Source organism: Bradyrhizobium frederickii, from assembly GCF_004570865.1.
Classification (GTDB): Bacteria; Pseudomonadota; Alphaproteobacteria; order Rhizobiales; family Xanthobacteraceae; genus Bradyrhizobium; species Bradyrhizobium frederickii.
In genome coordinates, this window is record NZ_SPQS01000024.1 from 79,151 (window position 1) to 104,049 (window position 24,899).

General features: G+C 65.1%; 25 protein-coding genes. 7 read left to right on the forward strand and 18 right to left on the reverse strand.

The features are described from left to right. Positions 1-73: 73 nt before the first annotated feature. From E4K64_RS31895 to E4K64_RS31905, 3 genes are all read left to right on the forward strand, one after another. The gene (locus E4K64_RS31895) at positions 74-946 is read left to right on the forward strand and encodes a F0F1 ATP synthase subunit gamma (protein ID WP_126261281.1); all 873 of its coding nucleotides are present in this window, start codon (positions 74-76) and stop codon (positions 944-946) included. 83 nt (positions 947-1,029) lie between these two features. Then, positions 1,030-2,463, forward strand: a complete 1,434-nt coding sequence (gene atpD / locus E4K64_RS31900) for a F0F1 ATP synthase subunit beta (protein ID WP_025032831.1) — start codon at positions 1,030-1,032, stop codon at positions 2,461-2,463. A gap of 86 nt (positions 2,464-2,549) precedes the next feature. Next, the gene (locus E4K64_RS31905) at positions 2,550-2,957 is read left to right on the forward strand and encodes a F0F1 ATP synthase subunit epsilon (protein ID WP_135166936.1); all 408 of its coding nucleotides are present in this window, start codon (positions 2,550-2,552) and stop codon (positions 2,955-2,957) included. A gap of 192 nt (positions 2,958-3,149) precedes the next feature. Here E4K64_RS31905 and E4K64_RS31910 read toward each other — a convergent pair whose 3' ends face one another. The 10 genes from E4K64_RS31910 to proB form a co-directional block, all read right to left on the reverse strand. Beyond that, positions 3,150-3,650 (reverse strand): RNA pyrophosphohydrolase, encoded by a 501-nt coding sequence (locus E4K64_RS31910; protein WP_135166937.1) that lies wholly within the window; start codon positions 3,648-3,650, stop codon positions 3,150-3,152. A 169-nt stretch (positions 3,651-3,819) separates the two neighbouring features. Next, a complete protein-coding gene (locus tag E4K64_RS31915) occupies positions 3,820-4,326 on the reverse strand; it encodes an RNA pyrophosphohydrolase (RefSeq protein WP_135166938.1) in 507 nt (168 codons plus the stop codon). A gap of 78 nt (positions 4,327-4,404) precedes the next feature. Next, complete coding sequence (locus tag E4K64_RS31920; RefSeq protein WP_135166939.1) at positions 4,405-5,628, reverse strand: divergent polysaccharide deacetylase family protein; 1,224 nt, start codon at positions 5,626-5,628, stop codon at positions 4,405-4,407. A gap of 167 nt (positions 5,629-5,795) precedes the next feature. Beyond that, on the reverse strand, positions 5,796-7,157 hold the full coding sequence (locus tag E4K64_RS31925) for a S41 family peptidase (RefSeq protein ID WP_135166940.1): 1,362 nt from the start codon (positions 7,155-7,157) through the stop codon (positions 5,796-5,798). Then, positions 7,154-8,494, reverse strand: a complete 1,341-nt coding sequence (locus tag E4K64_RS31930) for a murein hydrolase activator EnvC family protein (protein ID WP_135166941.1) — start codon at positions 8,492-8,494, stop codon at positions 7,154-7,156. The genes E4K64_RS31925 and E4K64_RS31930 overlap by 4 nt, the downstream gene beginning before the upstream one ends. Positions 8,495-8,527: 33 nt before the next feature. Beyond that, positions 8,528-9,010 carry a 23S rRNA (pseudouridine(1915)-N(3))-methyltransferase RlmH gene (rlmH, locus tag E4K64_RS31935; RefSeq protein WP_135166942.1) on the reverse strand — a complete coding sequence of 161 codons (483 nt, stop codon included), beginning with the start codon at positions 9,008-9,010 and terminating at the stop codon, positions 8,528-8,530. Positions 9,011-9,105: 95 nt separating this feature from the next. After that, complete coding sequence (gene rsfS, locus E4K64_RS31940) at positions 9,106-9,462, reverse strand: ribosome silencing factor (protein ID WP_024338888.1); 357 nt, start codon at positions 9,460-9,462, stop codon at positions 9,106-9,108. A 207-nt stretch (positions 9,463-9,669) separates the two neighbouring features. Beyond that, positions 9,670-10,314, reverse strand: coding sequence for a nicotinate-nucleotide adenylyltransferase (locus E4K64_RS31945; protein WP_167772365.1), 645 nt, complete (start codon positions 10,312-10,314; stop codon positions 9,670-9,672). 19 nt (positions 10,315-10,333) lie between these two features. After that, a complete protein-coding gene (locus E4K64_RS31950) occupies positions 10,334-11,629 on the reverse strand; it encodes a glutamate-5-semialdehyde dehydrogenase (protein WP_135166943.1) in 1,296 nt (431 codons plus the stop codon). A 192-nt stretch (positions 11,630-11,821) separates the two neighbouring features. Next, positions 11,822-12,943 carry a glutamate 5-kinase gene (gene proB / locus E4K64_RS31955; protein WP_135166944.1) on the reverse strand — a complete coding sequence of 374 codons (1,122 nt, stop codon included), beginning with the start codon at positions 12,941-12,943 and terminating at the stop codon, positions 11,822-11,824. Positions 12,944-13,134: 191 nt separating this feature from the next. Here proB and E4K64_RS31960 point away from each other — a divergent pair, with 191 nt between their 5' ends. Both E4K64_RS31960 and comJ read left to right on the forward strand, forming a co-directional pair. Next, on the forward strand, positions 13,135-14,100 hold the full coding sequence (locus tag E4K64_RS31960; protein ID WP_167772366.1) for a Bug family tripartite tricarboxylate transporter substrate binding protein: 966 nt from the start codon (positions 13,135-13,137) through the stop codon (positions 14,098-14,100). Between the two features lie 15 nt (positions 14,101-14,115). Then, positions 14,116-14,619, forward strand: a complete 504-nt coding sequence (gene comJ, locus E4K64_RS31965) for a competence protein ComJ (RefSeq protein ID WP_126261270.1) — start codon at positions 14,116-14,118, stop codon at positions 14,617-14,619. Positions 14,620-14,799: 180 nt separating this feature from the next. Here comJ and E4K64_RS31970 read toward each other — a convergent pair whose 3' ends face one another. The 4 genes from E4K64_RS31970 to E4K64_RS31985 form a co-directional block, all read right to left on the reverse strand. Beyond that, positions 14,800-16,434: an alkaline phosphatase family protein gene (locus tag E4K64_RS31970; RefSeq protein ID WP_135166946.1), complete on the reverse strand. Its 1,635-nt coding sequence runs from the start codon at positions 16,432-16,434 to the stop codon at positions 14,800-14,802. Between the two features lie 242 nt (positions 16,435-16,676). After that, positions 16,677-17,717 carry a GTPase ObgE gene (obgE, locus tag E4K64_RS31975; protein ID WP_135166947.1) on the reverse strand — a complete coding sequence of 347 codons (1,041 nt, stop codon included), beginning with the start codon at positions 17,715-17,717 and terminating at the stop codon, positions 16,677-16,679. Positions 17,718-17,827: 110 nt separating this feature from the next. Then, positions 17,828-18,541, reverse strand: a complete 714-nt coding sequence (locus tag E4K64_RS31980) for an ATP-dependent Clp protease adaptor ClpS (RefSeq protein ID WP_135166948.1) — start codon at positions 18,539-18,541, stop codon at positions 17,828-17,830. Between the two features lie 180 nt (positions 18,542-18,721). Continuing rightward, complete coding sequence (locus tag E4K64_RS31985) at positions 18,722-19,201, reverse strand: MaoC family dehydratase (RefSeq protein ID WP_135166949.1); 480 nt, start codon at positions 19,199-19,201, stop codon at positions 18,722-18,724. Positions 19,202-19,466: 265 nt separating this feature from the next. On the opposite strand from E4K64_RS31985, the gene E4K64_RS31990 reads away from it, so the two are divergent. Beyond that, positions 19,467-20,381, forward strand: a complete 915-nt coding sequence (locus E4K64_RS31990; protein ID WP_135166950.1) for a DMT family transporter — start codon at positions 19,467-19,469, stop codon at positions 20,379-20,381. Positions 20,382-20,578: 197 nt separating this feature from the next. Here E4K64_RS31990 and E4K64_RS31995 read toward each other — a convergent pair whose 3' ends face one another. The 3 genes from E4K64_RS31995 to rplU form a co-directional block, all read right to left on the reverse strand. Continuing rightward, complete coding sequence (locus E4K64_RS31995; RefSeq protein ID WP_167772367.1) at positions 20,579-21,172, reverse strand: GNAT family N-acetyltransferase; 594 nt, start codon at positions 21,170-21,172, stop codon at positions 20,579-20,581. A 149-nt stretch (positions 21,173-21,321) separates the two neighbouring features. Then, positions 21,322-21,591 carry a 50S ribosomal protein L27 gene (gene rpmA, locus E4K64_RS32000; protein WP_024338898.1) on the reverse strand — a complete coding sequence of 90 codons (270 nt, stop codon included), beginning with the start codon at positions 21,589-21,591 and terminating at the stop codon, positions 21,322-21,324. Positions 21,592-21,693: 102 nt separating this feature from the next. After that, positions 21,694-22,080, reverse strand: coding sequence for a 50S ribosomal protein L21 (gene rplU, locus E4K64_RS32005; protein ID WP_135166952.1), 387 nt, complete (start codon positions 22,078-22,080; stop codon positions 21,694-21,696). A 331-nt stretch (positions 22,081-22,411) separates the two neighbouring features. Between rplU and E4K64_RS32010 the strand changes: the two genes are divergently transcribed. Beyond that, positions 22,412-23,536, forward strand: a complete 1,125-nt coding sequence (locus tag E4K64_RS32010; protein ID WP_135166953.1) for an ROK family protein — start codon at positions 22,412-22,414, stop codon at positions 23,534-23,536. A gap of 465 nt (positions 23,537-24,001) precedes the next feature. Here E4K64_RS32010 and E4K64_RS32015 read toward each other — a convergent pair whose 3' ends face one another. Further along, complete coding sequence (locus tag E4K64_RS32015) at positions 24,002-24,865, reverse strand: alpha/beta fold hydrolase (RefSeq protein ID WP_167772368.1); 864 nt, start codon at positions 24,863-24,865, stop codon at positions 24,002-24,004. Positions 24,866-24,899: the final 34 nt, after the last annotated feature.

The following is a 24,899-nucleotide window of genomic DNA, read 5'->3' on the forward strand; positions in this document are numbered from 1 at the left end:
CCCGGGACAAGCCCGGGCATGACGAAAAGATAGGGTCGCGGTCGAGCCACAGGCTGATCGCTGGGGACGAAGAATGGCGTCACTTAAAGACATGCGCGTCCGCATCGCCTCCACCAAGGCGACGCAGAAGATCACCAAGGCCATGCAGATGGTCGCAGCCTCCAAGCTGCGCCGGGCGCAGACCGCCGCGGAAGCGGCGCGTCCCTATGCCGACAAGATGAGCGCGGTGATTTCCAACATCGCGAGCGCCGCGGCGGGCTCGCCCGGCGCACCGGCGCTGCTGGCCGGCACCGGCAAGGACCAGGTCCACCTGCTGCTGGTCTGCACCGGCGAGCGCGGCCTGTCCGGCGCCTTCAACTCCTCGATCGTGCGCCTGGCGCGCGAGCGCGCCCTGGCGCTGATGGCGCAGGGCAAGGACGTGAAGTTCTTCTGCGTCGGCCGCAAGGGCTACGAGCAGCTGCGTCGCCAGTTCGACAAGCAGATCGTCGAGCATCTCGACCTGCGCAGCGTGCGCCAGCTCGGCTTCGTCAATGCCGAGGACATCGCCAAGAAGGTGCTGGCGCGTTTCGACAACGGTGAATTCGACGTCTGCACGCTGTTCTATTCGCGCTTCCGCTCGGTGATTGCTCAGATCCCGACCGCCCAGCAGATCATTCCGCTGGTGGTCGAGGAGGGCGGTGCCGCCAACACGACGTCTTACGAATACGAGCCGGAAGAGGACGAGATCCTCACCCGCCTTCTGCCGCGCAACCTCGCGGTCCAGATCTTCCGCGCGCTGCTCGAGAACAACGCCTCGTTCTACGGCGCGCAGATGAGCGCGATGGACAACGCGACGCGCAACGCCGGTGAGATGATCCGCAAGCAGACGCTGGTCTACAACCGCACGCGTCAGGCGCAGATCACTAAGGAACTGATCGAAATCATCTCGGGTGCCGAGGCCGTCTGATCAAGGCGCGTCGGTACCCATCATACGCAACATCCCGGTCAAGCTGACCGTGGTCTAGAAGTTCGGATCGAAGGAGACATTCAATGGCAGCCCAGGTCGGTCGCGTCACCCAGGTCATCGGCGCCGTCGTCGACGTGCAGTTCGAAGGCCACCTCCCGGCCATTCTCAATTCGCTCGAGACCAAGAACGGCGGCAACCGCCTGGTGCTCGAAGTCGCCCAGCATCTCGGCGAGTCCACGGTCCGCACCATCGCGATGGACACCACCGAGGGTCTGGTCCGCGGCCAGGAAGTGACCGACACCGGCGCTCCGATCCGCGTTCCCGTCGGCGAGGGCACGCTCGGCCGCATCATCAACGTCATCGGCGAGCCGATCGACGAAGCCGGTCCGGTCAAGACCGAAGGCCTGCGCGCCATCCACCAGGAAGCGCCGACCTACACCGACCAGTCGACCGAAGCCGAAATTCTCGTCACCGGCATCAAGGTCGTCGATCTCCTGGCTCCCTACGCGAAGGGCGGCAAGATCGGCCTGTTCGGCGGCGCCGGCGTCGGCAAGACCGTGCTGATTCAGGAGCTGATCAACAACGTCGCGAAGGCGCACGGCGGTTACTCCGTGTTCGCCGGGGTCGGCGAGCGCACCCGCGAAGGCAACGACCTCTATCACGAGTTCATCGAGTCCAAGGTCAACGCCGATCCGAAGAATCCCGATCCGAGCGTGAAGTCGAAATGCGCGCTGGTGTTCGGCCAGATGAACGAGCCGCCGGGCGCCCGCGCCCGCGTCGCGCTTACGGGCCTCACCATCGCGGAAGACTTCCGCGACAAGGGCCAGGACGTGCTGTTCTTCGTCGACAACATCTTCCGCTTCACCCAGGCCGGCTCGGAAGTGTCGGCGCTGCTCGGCCGTATTCCCTCTGCGGTGGGTTATCAGCCGACGCTCGCCACCGACATGGGCGCGCTGCAGGAGCGCATCACCACCACGCAGAAGGGCTCGATTACCTCGGTGCAGGCCATCTACGTTCCGGCCGACGACTTGACCGACCCGGCGCCGGCGACCTCGTTCGCGCATCTTGACGCGACCACCACGCTGTCGCGCTCGATCGCCGAAAAGGGCATCTACCCGGCGGTGGACCCGCTCGACTCGACCTCGCGCATGCTGTCTCCGCTGGTCGTCGGCGAGGAGCATTACGCGGTCGCCCGTCAGGTCCAGCAGGTGCTGCAGCGCTACAAGGCGCTGCAGGACATCATCGCCATTCTCGGCATGGACGAGCTTTCGGAAGAGGACAAGCTGACCGTGGCCCGCGCCCGCAAGGTCGAGCGCTTCATGTCGCAGCCGTTCCACGTCGCCGAAATCTTCACGGGCTCGCCGGGCAAGTTCGTCGACCTCGCCGACACCATCAAGGGCTTCAAGGGCCTGGTGGAAGGCAAGTACGACCACCTGCCGGAAGCCGCCTTCTACATGGTCGGCACCATCGAAGAAGCCGTCGAGAAGGGCAAGAAGCTCGCCGCTGAAGCGGCCTAAGAAGCGAATGGCGAATCGGGAGTAGCGAATAGTCGCAGCTCCCATTCGCTACTCGCCATTCGCCACTCGCTATTCGCAGGTTTCCCATGGCCACCTTCCACTTCGATCTCGTCTCCCCGGAAAAGCTCGCCTTCTCGGGTGAGGTCGACCAGGTTGACATCCCCGGCGTCGAGGGTGACTTCGGCGTGCTGGCAGGGCATGCGCCGGTCGTGGCGGCGATCCGCCCCGGCATCCTCACCGTCACTACCGGCGGCAAGCACGAGAAGGTCATCGTGCTCGGCGGTATCGCCGAGGTCTCCGAAAAGGGCCTGACCGTGCTCGCCGACGTCGCGACATCGCTGGCCGAGCTCGATCGTGCCCAGTTCGCCGAGACGATCGCGGAGATGGAAGAGAGCCTGAAGGAGCACGAAGGCAGCGAGCTCGATCACGCCATCGAGCGGCTCGACCACTTCAAGAGCATCCAGCACCAGCTCAACGCGACGGCTATGCACTAAGCCCCGGGGCACTGCTCCGGGGCTCAAGACTGAAATTCCTGAACAGGTTCAGCGCTCGCCACCGACCGTGGCGGGCGCTGAACTTTGTTGTACGAGAGATGGCGGTCTCTCACACGCGCCCGCAATTGGCCGGCCGAAATCCTCAACGATTTCAACCCCCGTTCTACTGTGCATGGGGTTGTTTTCGCGGTTTCAGTTTGCGAAGGGCGCAAACTGCCCGGCCACCGCGCGATAGACCTCGCGCCGGAACGGCACCACGATGTCGGCGACGCGGTCGAGGCGCTCCCAGCGCCAGGCGTCGAACTCCGCGGGCTGGCCGTTGCGCGGCGTCAGCGGGTCGATCTCGTCATCCTTGCCGGTGAAGCGCAGCGCGAACCATTTCTGGCGCTGGCCGCGGAATTTCGCCAGCCGATGCGTCTGCGGGCCGTCGTAGGGCGGGAATTCGTAGGTCAACCAGTCGGTCTCGCCGAGATAGTCCGCGCTGACGACGCTGGTCTCCTCCCAGAGCTCGCGCATCGCCGCGTCGCGCAAGTTTTCGCCCTCGTCGACGCCGCCCTGCGGCATCTGCCAGTCGAGCCCGGGCAGGATGATCTCGGGACCGTCGCCCTTGAAGCGGTGGCCGACCAGCACGCGGCCATCGGCATTGAACAGCGCGATCCCGACGTTGGGACGGTAGGGCTTGTCATTGATCATTTCTGTCATTCCGGGGCGCGCGGAGCGCGAGCTCTGATGCGCCATTGCGCATCTGAGAATCCATAACCACAGGCAGCCATCGGATGAAAGGCCGTGGTTGCCGATCGCGGTCCGACTTCGCCCTGGGGGTATGGATCCCCGCCTTCGCGGGGATGACAGGGTGTGGCGGCTACTCCTCCGCCAGTGCGGAAAATTCCTGCACCACGCGTTCATAGACCGGGCGCTTGAACGGAATGATCAGTCCGGTGAGATTCTTCATCGGCTCCCAGCGCCAGCTGATGAACTCGGCCTTGTGGCCGCCGCCGCCGGGCTTTTCGACGTCGATCTCGCTGTCCTTGCCGGTGAAGCGCACCGCGTACCATTTCTGGCGCTGGCCGCGGTAGCGGCCCTTCCAGGCGCGCCCGGCGACCGTGCGCGGAATGTCGTAAGTGAGCCAGTCCGGGACCTCGCCGAGCCGCTCAACCGAGCGCACGCTGGTCTCCTCATACAGCTCGCGCTTGGCGGCCTCCCAGGTGTCCTCGCCGGGATCGACGCCGCCTTGCGGCATCTGCCAGACATGGGTGTCGTCGACATGCTCGATGCCGCCGGCGCGGCGGCCGATGAACACGCGTCCTTCTTTGTTGAGCAGCATCACACCGACACAGGTGCGGTAGGGCAGATCCTCGTAACGCGCCATTCCGCCAGACCTCTCGCATGCTGCCGGTACGGCCTAACCGGCCCCCCGCCAGGACAAGTGCCGTACCAATTCGTTGATTTAGCTGGATTTTGATTTCAGCATCGCGGTTGTCAATGGCACCAGAAGAATACCCCGGTCGCCCAATGTCCTGGTCCAGGCGGCGATGCGGTCGATCGAGACGGGCAGGGCGGAGGCCGTGCCGACGGCGATGCCGCGCTCGCGCGCCGTCGTTTCGAGCTTGTTCAGCGCGCGGTCGATCTCGGTCGCCGTCGGCACCACGTCGATCGCGATGTCGCCCTTGCCGAACGGCATGGCCTGGCTCACCGCAGCCTGGGCTGCGATGCTGCGGGGCGAGGAGCCGTCGTCGAAGAAGCCGAGGCCGCGCTTGGCTGCCTCGCGGATGATCGGCTGCATCGCCGGCTCGGTCGCGATGAAGCGGGCGCCCATGAAATTGGCGATGCCGGCATAGCCCTGCATCCGGCTCAGATGCCAGTACAGGCGGTCCATGTTCTGGTCGGCGCTGAGCGAGGTCAGCAGCGTCTGCGGTCCCGGGTCGTTGTCGGGAAAATCGTAGGGCTCCATCGGGATCTGCAGGAAGATCTCGTGGCGCTGCGCACGGGCCCGCTCGGCGAGCTTGCCGGGATCGGCGCCATAGGGCGTGAAGGCCAGCGTCACCGCGCCCGGCAGCTTCATGATGGCGTCGGTGGTCTTGGCGGCGCCGACGCCGAGGCCGCCGATCACGATGGCGACCACCGGCATCTTGGCGGCCTTGGCGCGATCGGCATCCGCGGCATAGACGCTGAACGGCTTCAGCCCTTCGGCCGCGACCGGGATCATGCCGTAGCGCGATTTCTCCAGCAGTTTTGGATTGATCCCGGCCATGACGGGCGGCGGGGCTGACGCTACGGCATCGCCCTTGTCGGCGGCATCGCCGGCACCGATGACCACGTCGTGGCGGGCGCCGGTGGAGCCGTCGATCATCGTGACGGTCTTCGGCTCTCCCACCTGCTTCGGGACACCTTTGGTCTCGTGGTTGCCCTCTTGCTTGGTTTCGGGGCCATGGTCTGTGACCGCGGGCTTCTCGTCCGCTGCCTTGTCCGCCGGCTTGATCGCGATCCGCGTCATCGGCTCGCCGCCGAGCGGGTCCTTGTTGAAGATGGCGAAGCCGGCAAAGGTGATCAGGAACAGGCCGAGCAGAACGGCGAGCAGCTGCATGGCCGTGAACGGCAGCCGCAGCCGGCGTTGCCGGCGCGGCTTGTCCTGTCCGAGCGGGGCGCTCAGATCATCGGCCGTTTCAGTCATGCGCGATCCCGAATCACTGCAAATGACGATACCACGCCGAGGTCAAGCGGCGGCAGGCCGGGCGAGGCCGGGGATGCCACGAGTCACAAACGAAAAGGGCGGCTCCTGGAGCCGCCCTCGATGTAGCGCGTGATACGCGCGTTGGTTCGCCGACCTAGTTCGCCGACCTAGTTCGCCGCCTTGGGCTTGTCGGTCGTGGCCTTGGTGTCGCCGCCGGGAGCGGGCGCGGCCGAGGCGCTGTTCTTGATGCCGTGGAGCAGGTCGCCGGCGAGCTTGAGCGCCTTGTCGTCCTTGGCGTCCGGCGGGACGTAGGATTGCGAGCCGGTCTTCTCGTCGCCGTCGTTCTTGAGATGGCCGCGCAGCGAAGCCTCGCCCTTGGTGTCGGTGCGTGCCTTCAGCTCGTCCGGCACGTCCTGCAGCACTTCGATATCGGGCACGATGCCCTTGGCCTGGATCGACTTGCCCGACGGCGTGTAATAGCGCGCCGTGGTCAGGCGCAGCGCGCCGTTGCCGCTTCCGAGCGGAATGATGGTCTGCACCGAGCCCTTGCCGAAGGAGCGCGTGCCGACGATGGTCGCGCGCTTGTGGTCCTGCAGCGCGCCGGCGACGATCTCCGACGCCGAGGCCGAGCCGCCATTGACCAGCACGATGACCGGCTTGCCCTTGGTGAGGTCGCCCGAATGCGCGGTGCGGCGCTGGGTCTCCTCGGCATTGCGGCCGCGGGTCGAGACGATCTCGCCCTTCTCCAGGAACGAGTCGGAGACGGTGACCGCTTCCTCGAGCAGGCCGCCCGGGTTGTTGCGCAGGTCGATGATGAAGCCCTTGAGCTTGTCGCTACCGATCTGGTTCGTGAGGTTACCGACCTCGCGCTTCAGGCCTTCGGTGGTCTGCTCGTTGAAGGTGGTGATGCGGATATAGCCGATGTCGTCCTGCTCGACGCGTGCGCGCACCGAGCGGACGCGGATGTTGTCGCGCACCAGGGTGACGTCGATCGGATTGTCCTGGCCCTTGCGGATGATCTTGAGCTTGATCTTGGTGTTGACCGGGCCGCGCATCTTCTCGACCGCCTGGTTCAGGGTCAGGCCCTGCACCGCCTCGTCGTCGAGATTGGTGATGATGTCGTTGGCCATGACGCCGGCGCGCGAGGCCGGCGTGTCGTCGATCGGCGAGACCACCTTGATGAGGCCGTCTTCCATCGTGACCTCGATGCCGAGGCCGCCGAACTCACCGCGCGTCTGCACCTGCATGTCGCGGAAGCTCTTGGCGTCCATGTAGCTGGAATGCGGATCGAGGCCGGTGAGCATGCCGCTGATGGCCGATTCGATCAGCTTGGTGTCGTCGGGCTTCTCGACATAGTCGGAGCGCACGCGCTCGAAGACGTCGCCGAACAGATTGAGCTGGCGATAGGTGTCCGCGGTGGCGGCTCGCGCGCTGGAGCCCATGAAGACCGCGCGGGGCTGGGTCACGAACAGCGTCAGCGCAGCACCGGTGGCCGCGCTGAGGAGGATTACTGAAGTCTTGCGCATCATCCGCGAACCTTCTCGCCTTCATTTGCGGCCCACCATGGGCCTGGATCGATTGGAGTGCCGTCCTTACGGAACTCGACATACAGCACGGGTTGACTCGCGTTCGTCGCGAGAATGGAGGCGACTTGAGATGTCGACCCCATGGTCGCGACCGGCTCCCCCGTGAGCACGAACTGTCCGATGTTGACCGAAATACGCTCCATCCCGGCGATCAGGACATGATACCCGCCCCCGGCATTGAGGATCAAGAGTTGTCCGTAGCTGCGGAACGGGCCGGAATAGACCACCCAGCCGTCGCACGGCGTTGTGACCTGGGAGCCGGGCTTGGTTGCCAGCGAAATGCCCTTCTGGACCCCGCCGACCCCGTCGGAACCGCCGAAATCCCTGATCTTGTTACCGTTAACCGGAAGAGGCAGCAGCCCCTTGGCTGCGGCGAATGCGATTGCGGGGGCGGTCCGGGACCGGTCCTTGAATGCGCCCGGGCCCGACTTGGCGCTGGCGGCCGCCTTGGCCTCGGCCTGCTTTGCGGCCTCGGCTGCTTTCTCAGCGGCTTTGGCCGCGCTTTGCAGGTCCTGCTCCATCTTGGTGATCAGGCCCTGGAGATCGCCGACCTGCTTCGAAAGCATGATCGCGCGCGAGTTCTCGGCGTCGAGATCCTTTTCGCGCGCCGCCTGCTGGCGCTGCCGCTCCTCGACCAGAGCGGTGAGCCGGGTCTGGTCGCTGCGGACCCGGTCGCGGTCGGAGGCGAGCTGGTCGCGCTCGGTGGCGATGGTCTTGCGCAAGGCCACGAGCTCGCCGAGCTCGCTTGCGATCTTTTCGGCGCGCCCGCGCAATTCCGGCACCACGGCGCCGAGCAGCATCGCCGTGCGCAAGGATTGCAGCGCGTCTTCGGGCCGCACCAGCAGCGCCGGCGGCGTGCGCCGCCCGGCCCGCTGCAACGCCGCCAGCACCTCGACGATGTCGCCGCGGCGCGAATCCAGCGACGCGCGCATCTCCTGCTCGCGGCCGTTCAGGCTGCGCAAACGCGCTTCGGTATCGTCGATCTTGGTCTCGACCGTGCGCACATTGGCCGCGGTGTCGATCAGCTGCTGATTGAGCTGGGTGCGGTCCTTCCCGAGCGAGGTGATCTCGGCCTTGAGCTTGGCCTGTGCCTCTTCCGCGCTCTTCTGCCTGGCGCGGGCGGCCTCCAGCTCCTGCTCGCGCTGCTTGATGGCTTCGGGCGAGACAGCTGCGGTCTGGGGCGCCGGCGTCACGGTCTGAGCCTGCGCGCGGCTTGCGGCCAAGACGCCTGTGTCCAAGACGCTCGCGATCAGCAGCAGGTTGAGGACAGGCGCTCGCATCGCTTCAGGCAAAGATGCTCGTTGTAGCGCGCATCACGCGCGGTGATAGGGATGGCCGGCCAGAATGGTGGCGGCCCGGTAAAGCTGTTCCAGAAGCATGACGCGGACCATTTGGTGCGGCCAGGTCGCAGAGCCGAACGCGATCGCGAGCTTTGCCTTACGGCGCAATTCGGGCGAAAGTCCGTCCGCCCCTCCGATCACGAAGATAGTATGTCCGGCGCCTTCGTCCCGCCAGCGCGCCAGATGCCGTGCGAATACGGTGGAATCGAGATTCTGGCCGCGCTCGTCCAGCGCCACCAGGATGGACCTTTCCGGAATATGGGCCGAGATCGCCGCGGCCTCCTCGCTCATCCGCGTCGCGGTGTCGCGCGCGCGGCTCTCGGGGATTTCGTGGACCATGAGCTCGCGGAATCCGAGCTTGCGGCCGGCCTCCTCGAACCGCTCGAAATAGCGGTCGGCAAGCTCCCGCTCGGGGCCCTGCTTCAGCCGGCCCACCGCAATGACGGCAACACGCATGATCTCTTCAGGGTCGCGTTTTCAGCACCGCGCGCATGATGCGCGCGCACGACGCTAGCATGCGCGTCAGCCGATTCGAAATCGGCCCGATGAGCCTAGATCGCCTTCGCCGCCCCTGGGCCCTGCGTGTACAATCGCTCGAGATTGTAGAACTCGCGGACCTCGGGTCTGAACACGTGCACGATCACGTCGCCGGAATCGATCAGCACCCAGTCGCAATTGGGCAAGCCCTCGACATGGATGTTCTTGATGCCGTTTTCCTTCAGGCTCTTGGTGACGTTTTCCGCGATCGCGCCGACGTGCCGGTTGACCCGGCCGGTGGTGACGATCATGTAGTCGGAGTACGCCGATTTGCCGCGAAGGTCGATGGTGACCGTCTCTTCCGCCTTCATGTCCTCGAGGCGGGAGAGGATCAGGCTCAGCGTCTTGTCGGCGTCGGGTTGCGCCTTCAAGGCCGCAGCTTTGGTCGATGTTTTACGCGCCGGCTTGGCAACCTTGGGTAAAACAGACTTGGACAATACAGATGCGGTCAGGGACCATTCCTTTCACTGTATCGCGAACGCCGAATCCGGCGCCCACCGGTTACACTACATCATGTGGGGTTAAGGGTTTCAATATGCCAGAGAGGCCCGGAGCCCCCGCGCCCCCCATAGTCTGACTCACTTCGTACCTTTCCAGCTCCCGTCCGGGTTCCGCAGGCGCGTCGAGGACAGATTCAGCTTCATTCCGGTCAGGAAGACCCAGGCCGGCGCCGGCTGATCCGCGAGGAGTGCCGCCTTTTTCTCAGGCAGGCGGTAGCGCGCCAGCGCCTTGGCGGCGGGAGAGGCGAGGGCGCGAAAACTCTGCGGCGGACGATCGACCACCGCGATCGGCACCTGGTCGGCGATGCGCCGCCAGTGCTGCCAACGATGGAATTGAGCGAGGTTGTCGGCGCCCATGATCCAGACAAAGCGCAGGCCCGAGAGGCGGCGGCGCAAGGTGTTGATCGTGTCGATAGTATAACGGGTGCGAATGACGGATTCGAGACAGCTCACCTCGATCCTGGGATCGTCGGCGACGTCGCGCGCGGCCTGCATGCGCTCGCCGAGCTCATGCAGCGTGCCGTTCTCCTTCAGCGGATTGCCGGGGGTCACCAGCCACCAGACGCGATCGAGTTGCAATCGCTTCAGCGCGAACTGGCTGATGGCGCGATGCGCCTGATGCGGCGGATTGAACGAGCCGCCGAGCAGGCCGATGCGCATGCCCTCCGTATAGGGCGGGACCGCTTGCGCCAGGAAACGCGGCAAGACGAAATTGTTGGTCAATGCCCGCGCCTCGCGACGTTTACGGCCGTGTCTGCCCGGTGCCGTGGACGCGATATTTGAAGCTCGTCAATTGCTCGGCGCCGACAGGGCCGCGGGCGTGGAAGCGGCCGGTGGCGATGCCGATCTCGGCGCCGAAGCCGAACTCGCCGCCATCGGCGAACTGGGTCGAGGCATTGTGCAACACGATTGCGGAATCGACCTCGCCGAGGAATTTCTTCGCCGCAGCCTCATCGGCGCTCACGATCGCATCGGTGTGATGCGAGCCGTGGGTCTGGATGTGCGCGATCGCGCCGTCGACGCCGTCCACCACCTTCGCCGCGATGATCGCGTCGAGATATTCGGTGTCCCAATCGTCCTCGCTGGCGGGTTTGACGCGCGCGTCCGTTTTCTGCACCGCGTCGTCGCCACGCACTTCGCAGCCCGCATCGAGCAGCATCTCGACCAGCGGCTTCAGATTTTTGCCGGCAGCCGCGCGGTCGACCAGCAGCGTCTCGGCCGCGCCGCAGACGCCGGTGCGGCGCATCTTTGCGTTGAGCACGATCGACTTCGCCATGGCGAGATCGGCGCTGGCATCGACATAGACGTGGTTGACGCCTTCGAGATGCGCGAAGACAGGCACGCGCGCTTCCTGCTCGACGCGGGCGACGAGGCTCTTGCCCCCGCGAGGCACGATCACGTCGATGGCGCCGTTCAGCCCTGACAGCATCATGCCGACCGCGGCGCGGTCGCGCGTCGGCACCAGCGTGATCGCAGCCTCGGGCAGGCCGGCTTCGCGCAGGCCCTGCACCAGGCAGTCATGGATGGCGCGGCACGAGCGAAAACTGTCGGAGCCGCCGCGCAGGATCACGGCATTGCCGGATTTCAGGCAGAGCACGCCGGCGTCCGCCGCCACGTTCGGCCGGCTCTCGAAGATCACGCCGACGACGCCGAGCGGCACGCGCACGCGCTCGATGGTCATGCCGTTCGGCCGCTGCCAGCTTTCGGTGACGGTGCCGACGGGGTCGGCGATGCCGCGCACGATAGCGATGCCCTCGGCCATGCCCTCGACCCGCGCCGGTGTCAGCGTCAGGCGGTCGATGAAAGCGGAGGTGGCATTGCCGGAGGCGCGGGCCTCGGCGACGTCCTCGGCATTGGCGGCAAGAATGGCGGCCGCGTTGGCGCGGATCGCCCGTTCCATGGCTTCCAGCGCCCGGTTCTTCTGCTCCGGCGGCGCCAGCGCCAGAACGCGCGCGGCGGCGCGGGCACGGGTCCCGAGATCGGACATCAGCGCCTGGAGATCGGCATTGCCGTCGACGGCTTTGAGGGGGGCGGCCATTGGAGTTTCAACCTTCTGCTAAGGCGGTGTCCTAGCACGGAAATCCCGCTTTTGCGAAGGGCGGGCAGGGTATGGCAGGGCTTCGCGGCTTGGGACTGGCCCGGACGTCGGGCTTGTCCCGGCCATCCACGATCTTTCGCGCGGCAACAGAACGTGGATGCCCGGGACAAGCCCGGGCATGACGGCAGGGGGCTACCCGCCCACCACCAGATCGTCGCGATGGATCATCTCCGACCTGCCGCTGATGCCGAGGATGCTCATCACGTCCGGGGAGGAGCGGCCCTTGATCCGCTCGGCGACCTCGGCGTCATAGGCGATCAGGCCGCGGCCGATCTCGCTGGTGTCGGGGCCGCGCACGATCACGGCATCGCCGCGGGCGAACTGGCCCTCGACCTTGATCACGCCGGCCGGCAGCAGGCTGGCGCCGGCGCGTAGCGCGGTCACGGCGCCGGCATCGATCGTCAGCGTGCCCTTCGGCTCCAGCGTGCCCGCGATCCAGCGCTTGCGCGAGGTGATGGGGTTGGCGGGCGTCAGGAACCAGGTGCAGCGGCCGCCATCGGCGATGGCCTGCAGGGGATGCTCGATCTTGCCGGAGGCGATCAGCATATGCGTGCCGCCGGTCGTGGCGATCTTGGCCGCTTCGACCTTGGTGCGCATGCCGCCGCGCGACAGCTCGGACTCGGCATCGCCCGCCACCGCCTCGATCTCCGAGGAGATGCTCTCGACCACCGGAATCAGCTTGGCGTTCGGGTTGTTCTTCGGCGGGGCGTCGTAGAGCCCGTCGATGTCGGACAGCAGCACGAGCAGGTCGGCACTCGCCATGGTTGCGACGCGCGCGGCGAGGCGGTCATTGTCGCCGTAGCGGATCTCGTTGGTGGCGACCGTGTCGTTCTCGTTGATCACCGGGATGGCGCGCCATTCCAAGAGCTTGCCGATGGTGGAACGCGCGTTGAGATAGCGGCGGCGCTCCTCGGTGTCCTGCAGCGTCACCAGGATCTGGCCGGCGCCGATGCCGTGCGCCCCGAGCACCTCGGACCAGATCCGCGCCAGCGCGATCTGGCCGACTGCGGCCGCGGCCTGGCTCTCTTCCAGCTTCAGCGGGCCGCGCGGCAGCTTGAGGCGGCTGCGGCCCAGCGCGATCGAGCCCGAGGAGACGACGAGGACGTCGCGCCCTTCCTTGTGCAGCTTGGCCATGTCGTCGGCAAGCGCGGCCAGCCAGGACGCCCGCACCTCGCCCTTGTCCGAATCGACCAGCAACGCTGAGCCGACCTTGACGACGATGCGGCGGAATTGACTGAGTTCGGGGCTGGCCATCATGCGCCTGGACGATCTGCTCTGCGTTGGAAACGGCGGAGCGAGAGAGCGGCGCCGATAGGCCCGCTTTTGCAGCAGGACGATGGCCGGCGCAAGGCGCCCGGCATGGTAAACGGTCAAGGTCGGCCTTGTCCGGGATGCTGCTCTGGCCCTAATTGATACCAACCAAAATGGGGTCAAAGGGGAAACGCATGGATCGCCGCGAATTCATGGCCGGATGTATCGCTCTGCCGCTGCTGGCGCAGGCGGGTGAGGCGCAAGCGCAGGCCGGGCTGACCAAGATCATCTTCCCGTTTGCGGCGGGGGCCGGCGGCGACACGCTGTGCCGCCTGATCGCGCAGGAGATGGCGCCGGTGCTGCAACGGACCATGGTGGTCGAGAACCGCACCGGCGGCGACGGCCTGATCGGCATCAAAGCGGTGAAGGGCGCAAGCCCCGACGGCAGCATGGTGCTGGTGACGACGGGTCCGACTATGTACCTGCTGCCGATGGTGGAGACGACACCGAGCTTCGACACGGCCAAGGATTTCATGCCGGTGTCGCTGCTGGCGCGGTTCGAGTTCGCCGTTGTGATCGGTCCGGGGGTCGACGTCCCGGATTTCAAGAGCTTTGTCGCCTGGCTGAAGGCGCATCCGGACAAAAGCTCGTTCGGCGTGCCGAGCAACGGCACCATTCCGCATTTCACCGGCTCGAAGCTGGAGAAGGATCTCGGCATTCCCCTGACCCGTGTGCCCTATCGCGGCAGCGCGCCGATCCTCAACGACCTCGTCGGCGGTCACATCTCGTTCGGCATCACGACGCTGGCGGATGCGCTGCCGCAGCATCGCGCCAAAGGCGTGAAGATCATCGCCGTGTCGAGCGCCGAGCGTTCGCCGTTCGCGCCTGAAGTCCCGACGCTGAAGGAGAGCGGCATCGATCTCGTCGCGGACGCCTGGTATGGCATGTGGCTCCCCGCCGGCAGCCCGCCGGAGTTTGCGAGCAAGCTCGGCGCCGCCGCGAGCGCCGCGCTGGCCAAGCCCGAGGTGAAGGAGAAGCTGACGGGAATCGGTCTCATTCCGGTCGGTTCGACACCGGAAGGTTTGACGAAGGAGCTCGCCGCCAACACGGCGTTGTGGCAGCCGATCGTGAAGGCGACGGGCTACAAGATCGAGAATTGAATCTGGTGGTCGACAATGACAGAGCGGTTACTCGGCGCGGCGCGCGTGTTTGCGAGCAATTATCAGATCGTCGTGTGCGACGATCCATTCAGGTCCCTTGAGAGCGAGGAGAACTGGGACGCGGAGAAAACCAGGCAAGGTTTTGCCGGCGTGCCGGCGTTTCGAATGATTGGCACCGAAGCCGATCTCAACGACCATTGGGTTGAGCTGGTGTCGAGTGACGGGCCGCCTTCATCGGATGAGTGGCAGCGGATCACGTGCGTGCATTTCAGTTGCGGGAGCGGGCATATTCACGTCATGTCGGTGATCGACACCGATCCTCCAATTTCTGCGGATATCGAGCGGGGTGACTACGCAGTCTACGTGGCTGGGCAAAATCTCGGAGTTGACCAGTCGAGCCTCGGTGAGACGGCCAAACTCTCGGACGCTGAAATCGCCGAGCGAAAGGATATGGAGTGGTACCGGCTCTTCCTGGTGCCAGGTAAGCCGAAATTTGAAGGCCGTTTGGTCGACCGTTAGTCGGCGGCATTTGCGCGGTCGTCGCTGGGCTTGATGCCTAGAGAGAGCGGCGCGCTCTCTCTATCCCCTCATCCTGAGGAGCGCGCTTTTGCGCGCGTCTCGAAGGATGAAAGGCCCCGCTGCTGCAGCTCGGCCTGCATGGTTCGAGACGGCGCTTCGCGCCTCCTCACCATGAGGGTCTTATAGTTTCCCGCGTTGCGCCATGCCGTCCTTGATCGCGGCGAGCTCTTCCTCGTCCCAGATGCCGATCAGGACGCCATTCTTCACCTGGAGCTGATTATCCGCATAGGCCGCGATCTTCTCGCGCGGGGTGGTGATGTGGCCGCTCGGATGCAGGGCCCAGTCGAACAGCTCGGCCTGGAGACGCGCGATGATGCCGGCGCATTCGGGGTCGTCGCCGCGATCCAGATATTCTTCCGGATCGGTCTCGAGGTCGTACAGCATCGGGCGGAAGCCGGAGGCGTGGATGTATTTCCAGCGGCCGTCGAACACCATGAACAGGCGGCAGCGTTCGATCGGCTGGTTCAGCTTCAGCCTGACGTCCTGCATGGCGTAGTCGTATTCGGAGAACGCCACCTTGCGCCAGTCCGGCGGGCTCGGCCCGCGAAGCAGCGGCAGCAGCGAGCGTCCTTCGAGGATGTGGCCCGGCACCTTGCCGCCGAAATAATCGACGAAGGTGGGGGCAAGGTCGATGGCCTCGACCAGCGCGTCGCTGCGTGTGCCGCGCGTGGCGTCGGCTTCTTTCGACGGATCGATGATGATCAGGGGAATTTTCGCGGACTGTTCGTGGAACAGGTCCTTCTCGCCCATCCAGTGATCGCCGAGATAATCGCCGTGATCGGAGGTGAACACGATCATGGTCGTATCCAGCAGATCGCGCTCGCCCAAGAACCTCATCAGCACGCCCATCTGGTCGTCGATCTGGGTTATCAAGCCCATATAGGTCGGGATCACCTTCTCGCGGGCATCGTCGCGCGCCATGTTGCGGGAATAGCGCATGTCCATGTAGGCGCCGAACACGGGATGCGGATTCTGCCGCTCGCGCTCGGAGCGGATCACCGGGATCATGTCGGCGGTCGAATACATGCTGGCGTAAGGCTCGGGCGCGATATAGGGCCAGTGCGGCTTGATGTAGGACAGATGCAGGCACCACGGCTTGCCGTCGGTCTCGGCCTCGGTGATGAAATCCATCGCGCGCCGCGTCATGTAGGGCGTCTCGGAATGCTCCTCCGGCACGCGCGCGGCCTTGTCGGCGTGCACCAGCAGCCAGCCGTTCTGCAAGCTGCCATCTTCCGCCGCGCCGGAATTGGCCCAGTGCTCCCAGGGATTGGTGGCTTCAAAGCCCTGCTTGCGCAGATATTCGTCGTATTTCGGACGCGGCCGCCCCGTCGGATGCAGGCCGTCGTCGCGCTCGTAAGGCTCGAAGCCGCATTCGGCGACATGCACGCCGATGATCGATTCCGGGGGAATGCCGAGCGCCTTCATGCCTTCGAGATCGGGCGCCATGTGGGTCTTGCCGACCAGCACGTTGCGCACGCCGATCTTCTTGAGGTGATCGCCGAGCGTGGGCTCGCCGACGCGCAGCGGCCAGCCGTTCCAATGCGAGCCGTGCGAGCGCATGTAGCGGCCGGTGTAGAACGACATCCGCGACGGCCCGCAGATCGGCGATTGCACATAGGCCTTGCTGAACAGCACGCCGCGCCTGGCCATGGCGTCGATGTTCGGTGTCTTCAGCGTCGGATGGCCGGTGCAGCCGAGATAGTCATAGCGAAGCTGGTCGCACATGATCCAGAGAACGTTCTTCGCGCGCGCCATGCATCATCCCTGCATTTTCTTGATTGTGTGATGCTGCGATATTGGAGCGGCGAAGACAAGTTGTCAGTGATAAGCGCGCCGCGGCCCTACACTCTGCTGTCGTCCCTGCGAACGCAGGGACCCATAACCACAGGGAGAAGTTTGGCGAAGACTAGAAGTTCGGTACTTCAACCGACCGTAATCGATAGATCACGCGGTATGGGTCCCCGCGTTCGCGGGGACGACAGCGTTGGGGAGAGAGATCACGCCGACCACGGCTCGGCTTCCGCCGCGCTCTTGGCCTTGGCCGACACCGGGGCCTCGCCGATCACCTCGGCCAGCGCGCGCAAGGCTTCCTTGACGCCCTGGCCGGTCACGCCGGACAGCAACAGCGGCGTCTTCTTGGCGGCGCGCTTCAGCCGTTCCTTCTGCTTCTTCAATTCGTCCGGCTCGACCGCGTCGATCTTGTTCAGCGCGACGATCTCGATCTTGTCGGTGAGCTGGCCGCCATAGGCGTCGAGCTCCTTGCGCACCGTCTTATAGGCCTTGCCGGCATGCTCGCAGGTTGCGTCGACGAGATGCAAAAGCACGCGGCAGCGCTCGACATGGCCGAGGAAGCGGTCGCCGAGGCCGGCGCCTTCATGCGCGCCCTCGATCAGGCCCGGGATGTCCGCCAGCACGAATTCGCGGCCGTCGGCATTCACGACGCCGAGCTGCGGATGCAGCGTGGTGAAGGGATAATCGGCGATCTTCGGCTTTGCCGCGCTGACCTTGGAGAGGAAGGTCGACTTGCCGGCATTGGGCAGGCCGACGAGGCCGGCATCGGCGATCAGCTTCAGACGCAGCCAGATCCAGCGTTCCTCGCCCGGCTGGCCGGGATTGGCGTTGCGCGGCGCGCGGTTGGTCGACGACTTGAAATGCGCATTGCCGAAGCCGCCATTGCCGCCCTCGGCCAGAACGAACTTCTCGCCGACCTTGGTGAAGTCGTGGATCAGCGTCTCGCGGTCCTCGTCGAAGATCTGGGTGCCCATCGGCACCTTCAGCACGATGTTCTTGCCGTTGGCGCCGTGACGGTCCGAGCCTGAGCCGTTCTCGCCCTTCTGGGCCTTGAAGTGCTGCTGGTAGCGGTAGTCGATCAGCGTGTTGAGGCCGTCGGCGACCTCGATGATGACGTTGCCGCCGCGGCCGCCATTGCCGCCGGAGGGGCCGCCGAATTCGATGAACTTCTCGCGGCGGAACGCCACGCAGCCGTTCCCGCCGTCACCGGAGCGGATATAGACCTTTGCTTCGTCGAGGAATTTCATGGGCCATAGGTAGGCCAGGGGCGGGGCAGCGGCAACCCGAACTTGCCCGTGAAAACCAGGAAATTCGGCGAATTTCGCTGCTTGCTTAACCCACGGGTCGCGCTCTTGCCTCAATTTGGCGATGGCCGGTGCTGGGCGGGCGCATCGCTGGCCGGCAGCAGGGCGCAGCGAAGTGGATGCTGACGGGCCGCCGCAAGGCTCTGGATCTTGTCGCGAAAGGCCAGCGCCTCGCTTCGGGGAAAGATCCCGCAGGAGCCACGCCTCCGCGAATGGGTGGAAAACATGATCGCGGTCGCGCGCTCACGGCTCATTCGGAAGACCTGTTCGAGAACGAAGGTGACGAACTCCGCCGGCGTATAGGGGTCGTTCAACAGCACGAGTTCCAGATAGGGCGGCGCCTCGCCGCTCTCGGTTTCGACATCCGCGCCCTTGGCGATGCCATGGCTCAAATAGACGAGGGCATCGTAGCGGGTCGCGCCGTGGGCCGTAAGGAAGCGGCCGATCGGCTCGGCGAACAGCTCGACCAGCATGTCGGCGCCCGTCACGTCCGTGCGTTCAGACAGCTGCGCCTCGTTGAAGGCAGACTGAAGCAGATGACCGAGGCCGGTCGCTGGCTCCGTCGCGCCTGCGGCCTCGATATCCCGCCGCAAGCGCGTCAGGTCGATGCCGCAGGCCCGCATGACTGGCGATGCGTCATCGTCCTCGATCAAGGCGACCAGCAAATCCTGCGGGTCAGGATGTCCGCGACCGCGCGCCCGCGCGGCCGACGTCGCGCGCTGGAGCGAACGCTTCAAGGTCTCGGAGCAGGGCGGAAGCAGTGCCATTTCGGGCTTTCGTGGACGGGCGGAGCGTGCACGCGGTTTGTCGGCCCTTGCCTCGCCGCGGTTCACGCTCGCCAGACGGCTAAAGCATGATCCGGAAAAGTGCGTAGCGGTTTTCCGAAGAGATCATGCTTAAACAACAACCTAAAGCGCGATGACGATTCATCCTAATCGCATCGCGCTTTAGCCCGGCCGCTTCCGGATCAGGAATTTCTGCATCCCCTCCAGCACCAGCTCCTTGCGCTGGTTGAACACGGTGCTGCGGAGCGTCACGGTGCCGGTCGTGCGGCCCGGCACCAGCTCGGTGACCTCGAGAGCCGGATAGATCGTGTCGTCGGCGAACACCGGTTTGAGAAACCGGCTCGACTGCTCGAGGAAGCCGACCAGGGAGTCCTCGACCATGAACGGAAACAGCCCGGCGCCGGGCGCGGTGTGGATCAGGGTCTGGAAGCCGTGGGCCAGCAGATGCGGCATGCCGCGGCTGCGGCAATATTCCACGTCGTAGTGCACGGGATGGGTGTCGCCGCTCGCGGTCTGGAACGCCGCGAAGATCGCCGGCGTCTGGGTGCGGCTCGGCAGCACGAAGCGTTCGCCGACGACGAAATCCTCAAACCAGCGTTGCGTGGGGATCATGCGATGCTGCGAGGGATCGAAATCGGTCATGCCAGTGCTCTCTGCTCGGGATCGGCTTATCGCTACCGCGGCGCGAAGAGTGCGACAATCCGTTCAATTCGGCGTGGTGGGCTTGTCCGCAGCGGCCACGTCATTAAAACGACCGCAAGCGACCCTAATCGGCCGATTCCTGACGCTCCCTCCCCGTCATTGCGAGGAGCGAAGCGACGAAGCAATCCAGACTGCCGCCGCTGAGACAGTCTGGATTGCTTCGCTGCGCTCGCAATGACGAGTCCCACATTCGAAACTCGTTGCAATGCCCCTCTTCAAGAACCTCTCCGCCTATGACGACCGTTCGGCGCGCCTGGCCGGCATTGCGCTCATGGTGCTGTCGATCTTCATGTTCTCGTTCGGCGACGCCATGGGCAAGTTCTTGGTCGGGACTTATTCGGTGGGGCAGCTCTTGTTCCTGCGCGCCTGCGCGGCGCTGCTGTTGCTGTCGCCGCTGATCTGGAAGCAGCGTCACCAGTTCCTGCAGCTGGAGCGGCCGGGCCTGCAGCTGTTCCGCGTCGTGCTGTCGACGCTGGAGGTCGCCGCCTTCTTCCTTGCGACCGTCTACCTGCCGCTCGCCGACGTCATCACCTATTATCTCGCCGGCCCCATCTTCGTCACCGCGATGTCGGCGATCTTCCTAGGGGAGAAGGTCGGCTGGCGGCGCTGGACCGCGATCCTGATCGGCTTCAGCGGCGTCCTGATCGCGCTGCGGCCGTCGGCCCAGACCGTCAGCCTGCCGGCGCTGATCGCGCTCGGCGGCAGCCTGTCCTTCGCGACCCTGATGCTGATCACGCGCAGCCTGCGCAAGACGCCCGACATCGTGATGGCGTCCTCGCAATTCGTCGGCACGTTCTCGCTGGGCGCGGTGCTGTCGGCCTTCAACTGGGTGCCGCCGACACCTGGCAGCCTCGTGTTCTTCGCGCTGGCCGGCGTCATTTCGGTCACCGCGCTGTTCTGCGTCAACCGCTCGCTCAAGCTGGCGCCGGCCAGCGTCGTGGTGCCGTACCAATATTCGATGATCGTGTGGGCGGTGATCTTCGGCTTCGTCGTGTTCGGCGACGTGCCGTCGGTCGCCACGCTCGTCGGCGCGGCGATCATCATCGGCGCCGGGTTCTACATCTATCTGCGCGAGCGGGATTTGGGGCGCGAGAGCGCCGACGTGAACCCGCCTGCGTAAGCCGAATTATTCAGCTGTCGTCCCGAACAAGCGCAGCGAAGCGGAGCGCAGATCCGGGACCCATACCCACAGGGAGTGGTGTGACGAAGACTCGGAGTGGGAGCGTTACCTCACACTCCAGCCTGGGATTATGGGTCCCGGGCTCGCGACTTCGCCGCGCCCCGGGACGACAATTGTGTATGTGGCGCGCTCTTGCCCTACCTCGCCCGTCTTGCGCTGCTCCAGCTCTTCAGCGAGGCCCACACGCTGCGCGACAGGCGGAAGCAATCGACCGGCGTCGAGGAGCCCAGCGCCAGGAATCGATGCAGCTGCACGCCGCTCCACTGGAAGCCGCACTTCTCCAGCACGTTGCGCGAGGCGGGGTTGGTGACGCGGGCGCCGGCATGGAGATGCTCGTCCTCGAACTCCTCGAAGAAGAAGTCGATCGCGCCGCGCGCCGCCTCGGTGGCAAAGCCCCGGCCCCAATGCTCGACGCCGAGCCAATAGCCGAGCTCGGCATTGCCGGGCGTGGAACAGTCGATGCCGACCATGCCGACCGGCGCGGTATCGTGCTCGATCAGGAACACGGTCTCGCTGCCGAGCGCGGCAGTGGCGCGGATGAATTCGACGGCGTCGTCCTGCGAATAGGGATGCGGCAGGCGGCGGGTGTTTTCCGCGACGCGGCGGTCGTTGGCGAGCCGGGCGATGGTCCTGACGTCGGCCAGCGTCGGCCGCCGCAATGTCAGCCGTTCGGTGGCGACGACGCTGGGTCTCGCCTCAGCCAAGGTCACGCTCGAGAAATCCTGCAACATGTCCGGCTCCGTGAAAGTCACTAAGTCAAAGTGAGCAAGTCAAAAAGAAAAGGGGAGGCCGGTTTCCCGCCTCCCCTGGAGCCTTCGATCGCGATGATCTGGACTCCGCCGGTTCAGTCGGGACCGGCGGACTCCATTTGATCCACCGTCTATTCAGCAGCCTCTGCAATCGGGAGCACCGATACGAAGGTGCGGCCGTTGGCTTTGGCCTGGAACGCAACACGACCCTCGATCTTGGCGAACAGGGTGTGGTCCGTGCCCATGCCGACATTAAGGCCGGGGTGCCAGGTCGTGCCGCGCTGACGCGCAATGATGTTGCCGGGAGTGACAACCTCCCCGCCGAACGCCTTGATACCGAGGCGCTTGCCCTTGGAATCGCGTCCGTTACGCGATGAACCGCCTGCTTTTTTGTGAGCCATGGCTCGTCTCCGAAATCCTGCGTATGTCTAGGTCAATTCCTTGACGGAATCATTTCAAAATCTCTCACGCATCAATTCGTGAACTGGCGTGATCGATTTTATTTATTCGGCGGCTTCCGCTGCCGGCTCCTTCGCGACCTTTTCCTTCTTCGGACGCGGGCCCTTGGTGGGCTTGGCGCCGTCGGTCAGGATCTCGCTGACGCGCAGAACCGTGATCTCGTCGCGATAGCCGCGCTTGCGGCGCGAGTTCTTACGGCGGCGCTTCTTGAACGCGATGACCTTGGGGCCGCGCTTGTGGTCGAGCACCTCGACCGCGACGGACGCGCCTGCGACCGTCGGAGCGCCCAGCACCGGCGTGTCGCCGCCGACCACCAGAACTTCATTCAACTGCACGATCGAGCCGACTTCGCCTTCGATCTTGCCTACTTCGAGAACATCATCCGGCACGACGCGGTATTGCTTGCCGCCGGTTTTGATGACTGCGAACATCGTTCTTTCTCCGTGTTCAATCCCGGCCTCGCGACGGATTGTCCGGGCCGGCTTTTTGTCAGTCGCTACGGGTTTATCTGCGTTTTGTGCGGGTGGGGCTTATCCCCTTGAAAACCCACGCAAAAACAAGCGGCGCGAGAAACGCCCCGCGCCGGCTGTGGGACTTATAGCCGCCAAATGCCAGGAGTCAAGGAAAAGCGGGCGAAAAGCGCCCGGATTTGAAGGATTTGGCCGTGCTGCCGGCCTTCAGCCGAATCTCGGGTCGGCCTTGCAACAAACCGGTTCCCCCGCCGTTGTCCCGGCCGGAACAGGTAAGCGGGCAAGGGCTCCCATGGCAACGGACGAACTGGTCAAGACGACGACGGGCATCGCCCATCACGGCGCCGAGCGGCTGCCGTCGGTGGACATCGACAGCTTCAACATCGAGATGAAAGACGAGGACGGCTTCCTCGGCGACCGCGCCAGCAAGGGCGCGTTCCGCGACATCCTCGACCGCTGGCGCAAGCCGCTGCGCAAGACCGGCGAGGACCCGTTCGGCAAGGAGCCCTCGGACGAGATCAGCAAGAAGACGCTGGACGCCATTCTGGTCGGCGACGACACCGAGGCCTCCGCGCTGGTGCACAGCGCGATCGAGGATTTCGCCCAGGAGCTCGCTTACGTCACCCGCCGCTTCCTCAAGACCAAGGCCTGGGCCAAGACCGAGCGCATCGTGGTCGGCGGCGGCTTCCGCGATTCCCGGCTCGGCGAGCTCGCGATCGCCCGCGCCGAGATCATCCTCAAATCCGAGGACTTCAAGATCGACATGATGCCGATCCGCCATCACCCCGATGAGGCCGGCTTGATTGGCGCGCTGCATCTGGCGCCGTCGTGGATCTTCGAGGCCCATGACAGCATCCTCGCCGTCGACATCGGCGGCACCAACATCCGCTGCGGCCTGGTGGAAACGGCTTGGAAAAAGGCAAAAGACCTGTCGAAGGCGAGGGTCGTGAAATCCGAGCTGTGGCGTCATGCCGACGACGAGCCGACGCGCGAAGGCGCGGTGAAGCGGCTGACCAAGATGCTGAAGGGGCTGATCACCGCAGCCGAGACCGACGGCTTCAAGCTCGCGCCGTTCATCGGCATCGCCTGCCCCGGCGTGATCAACGCCGACGGCTCGATCGAGAAGGGTGCGCAGAATCTTCCCGGCAATTGGGAGAGCAGCAAGTTCAACCTGCCGGCGAGCCTGCTCGAGGGCATCCCGCAGATCGGCGAGCACGACACCGCCATCCTGATGCACAATGACGGCGTGGTGCAGGGCCTCTCCGAGGTGCCGTTCATGCAGGACGTCGAGCGCTGGGGCGTGCTCACAATCGGCACCGGCCTCGGCAATGCCCGTTTCACCAACCGCCGCAAGGACAACGGCAAGGACCGGGATTCCACGGAGAACGGCAAGAAGAAGGACAAGAAGGGCGACTAGCTAAAGCATGATCCGGAAAAGTGCGCAGCGGTTTTCCGAAAAGATCATGCTCAATCAACAACCTAAAGCGCGATGACGATTCATCCTAATCGCATCGCGCTTTAGCGTTTTCGAGCGAAATGGATACCGGTTCGCGTCAAGAAAACGCGCCCAAACAGAATCTGGAGCCCTCTCGGGCGCCAGAGTAACCTTGACCGGTTAGGTTAAGGACCGGATTGCGTTGCGCACCTGCCGCCGCACGCTAGGGTCGAATCGTCGCCTCGCCTGGCCGGCGAAGCCGCCCTTCCTGGCCAGAATTTCAATGAGCGGCACCGGGACCGCCAGTGTTTACCGCGTCTGGCGGTCCCACCCCGTTTTTCGAAGCATGATGATTTGAGCCAAGACTCCCTCCCCCCTTGCGGGGGAGGGCCAGGGAGAGGGGTAGCCCAGCAAACATTGCTGATCGAGTGCCCGCTCGGACAGGCCTCAGCTCCACCCCACCCGCTGAAAGAACCCCGCGATCTCCGCGGCGGCGCGATCCGGATCCTCCCGATGCGGGAAGTGGCCGACGCCGGGAAACATCTTAAGATCGAGCGCGCTGAACGTCTCCCCAAGCCGATCGGTCCACGCATAGGGAAACAGCGGATCGTGCTCGGCCCAGCGCACGCAGGCCGGCACCGTGATCGGCGGCAGCTTGGGCGCTTCGCCCTTCATCATCGCGACCCGTCCGGCATGCGAGGCCCGGTAATGCGCAAAGCCGCCGGCGAGATTGCCGTCTCTAAAGAAATTGTCGGCGAAGGCGTCGAGCACGTCGTCGAAAGCGTCTTTCCGGTGCGCCCAGCCCTTGAGGAAATGGCCGATATAGAGCCGGCAGCTCTCCCGGCTCGCACCGACGAGCGGCACGGCCATCTCCATCTGGTGGAAGGACTGGTACCAGATGTGATTGAGCCGATCGGGCGCCGCCATGCGCGGCCCGATCCCGGGATAGACGAAATCGAACAAGAACAGCCCGGCGAGCCGCTGAGGCGCCTGCCGGGCCAAGGGCTGCATCACGGCGCCGCCGACGTCATGGCCGACCACGCCGAATCGCTCGATGCCGAGGGCGTCCATCAGCGCCAGCATGTCGGCGGCATGGCCGTCCGGCCCGTAAGGTCCGTCAGGCTTGTCGCTGTCGCCGAAGCCGCGCAGGTCCGGCGCGATCAGGCTGAAGCGGTCGGCGAGGCGCGCCATCACCGGCTCCCAGGTCAGCCAGAATTCCGGCCAACCATGCAGCAAAAGCAGCGGTTTGCCCCTTCCAGCGCGAACCACGTGGAAATCGGCGCCATTGGCCGGGATCGTCAGATGCTCCATTGCAGTTCCTCCCGAGGCCGGGCGAGGGGCGAAA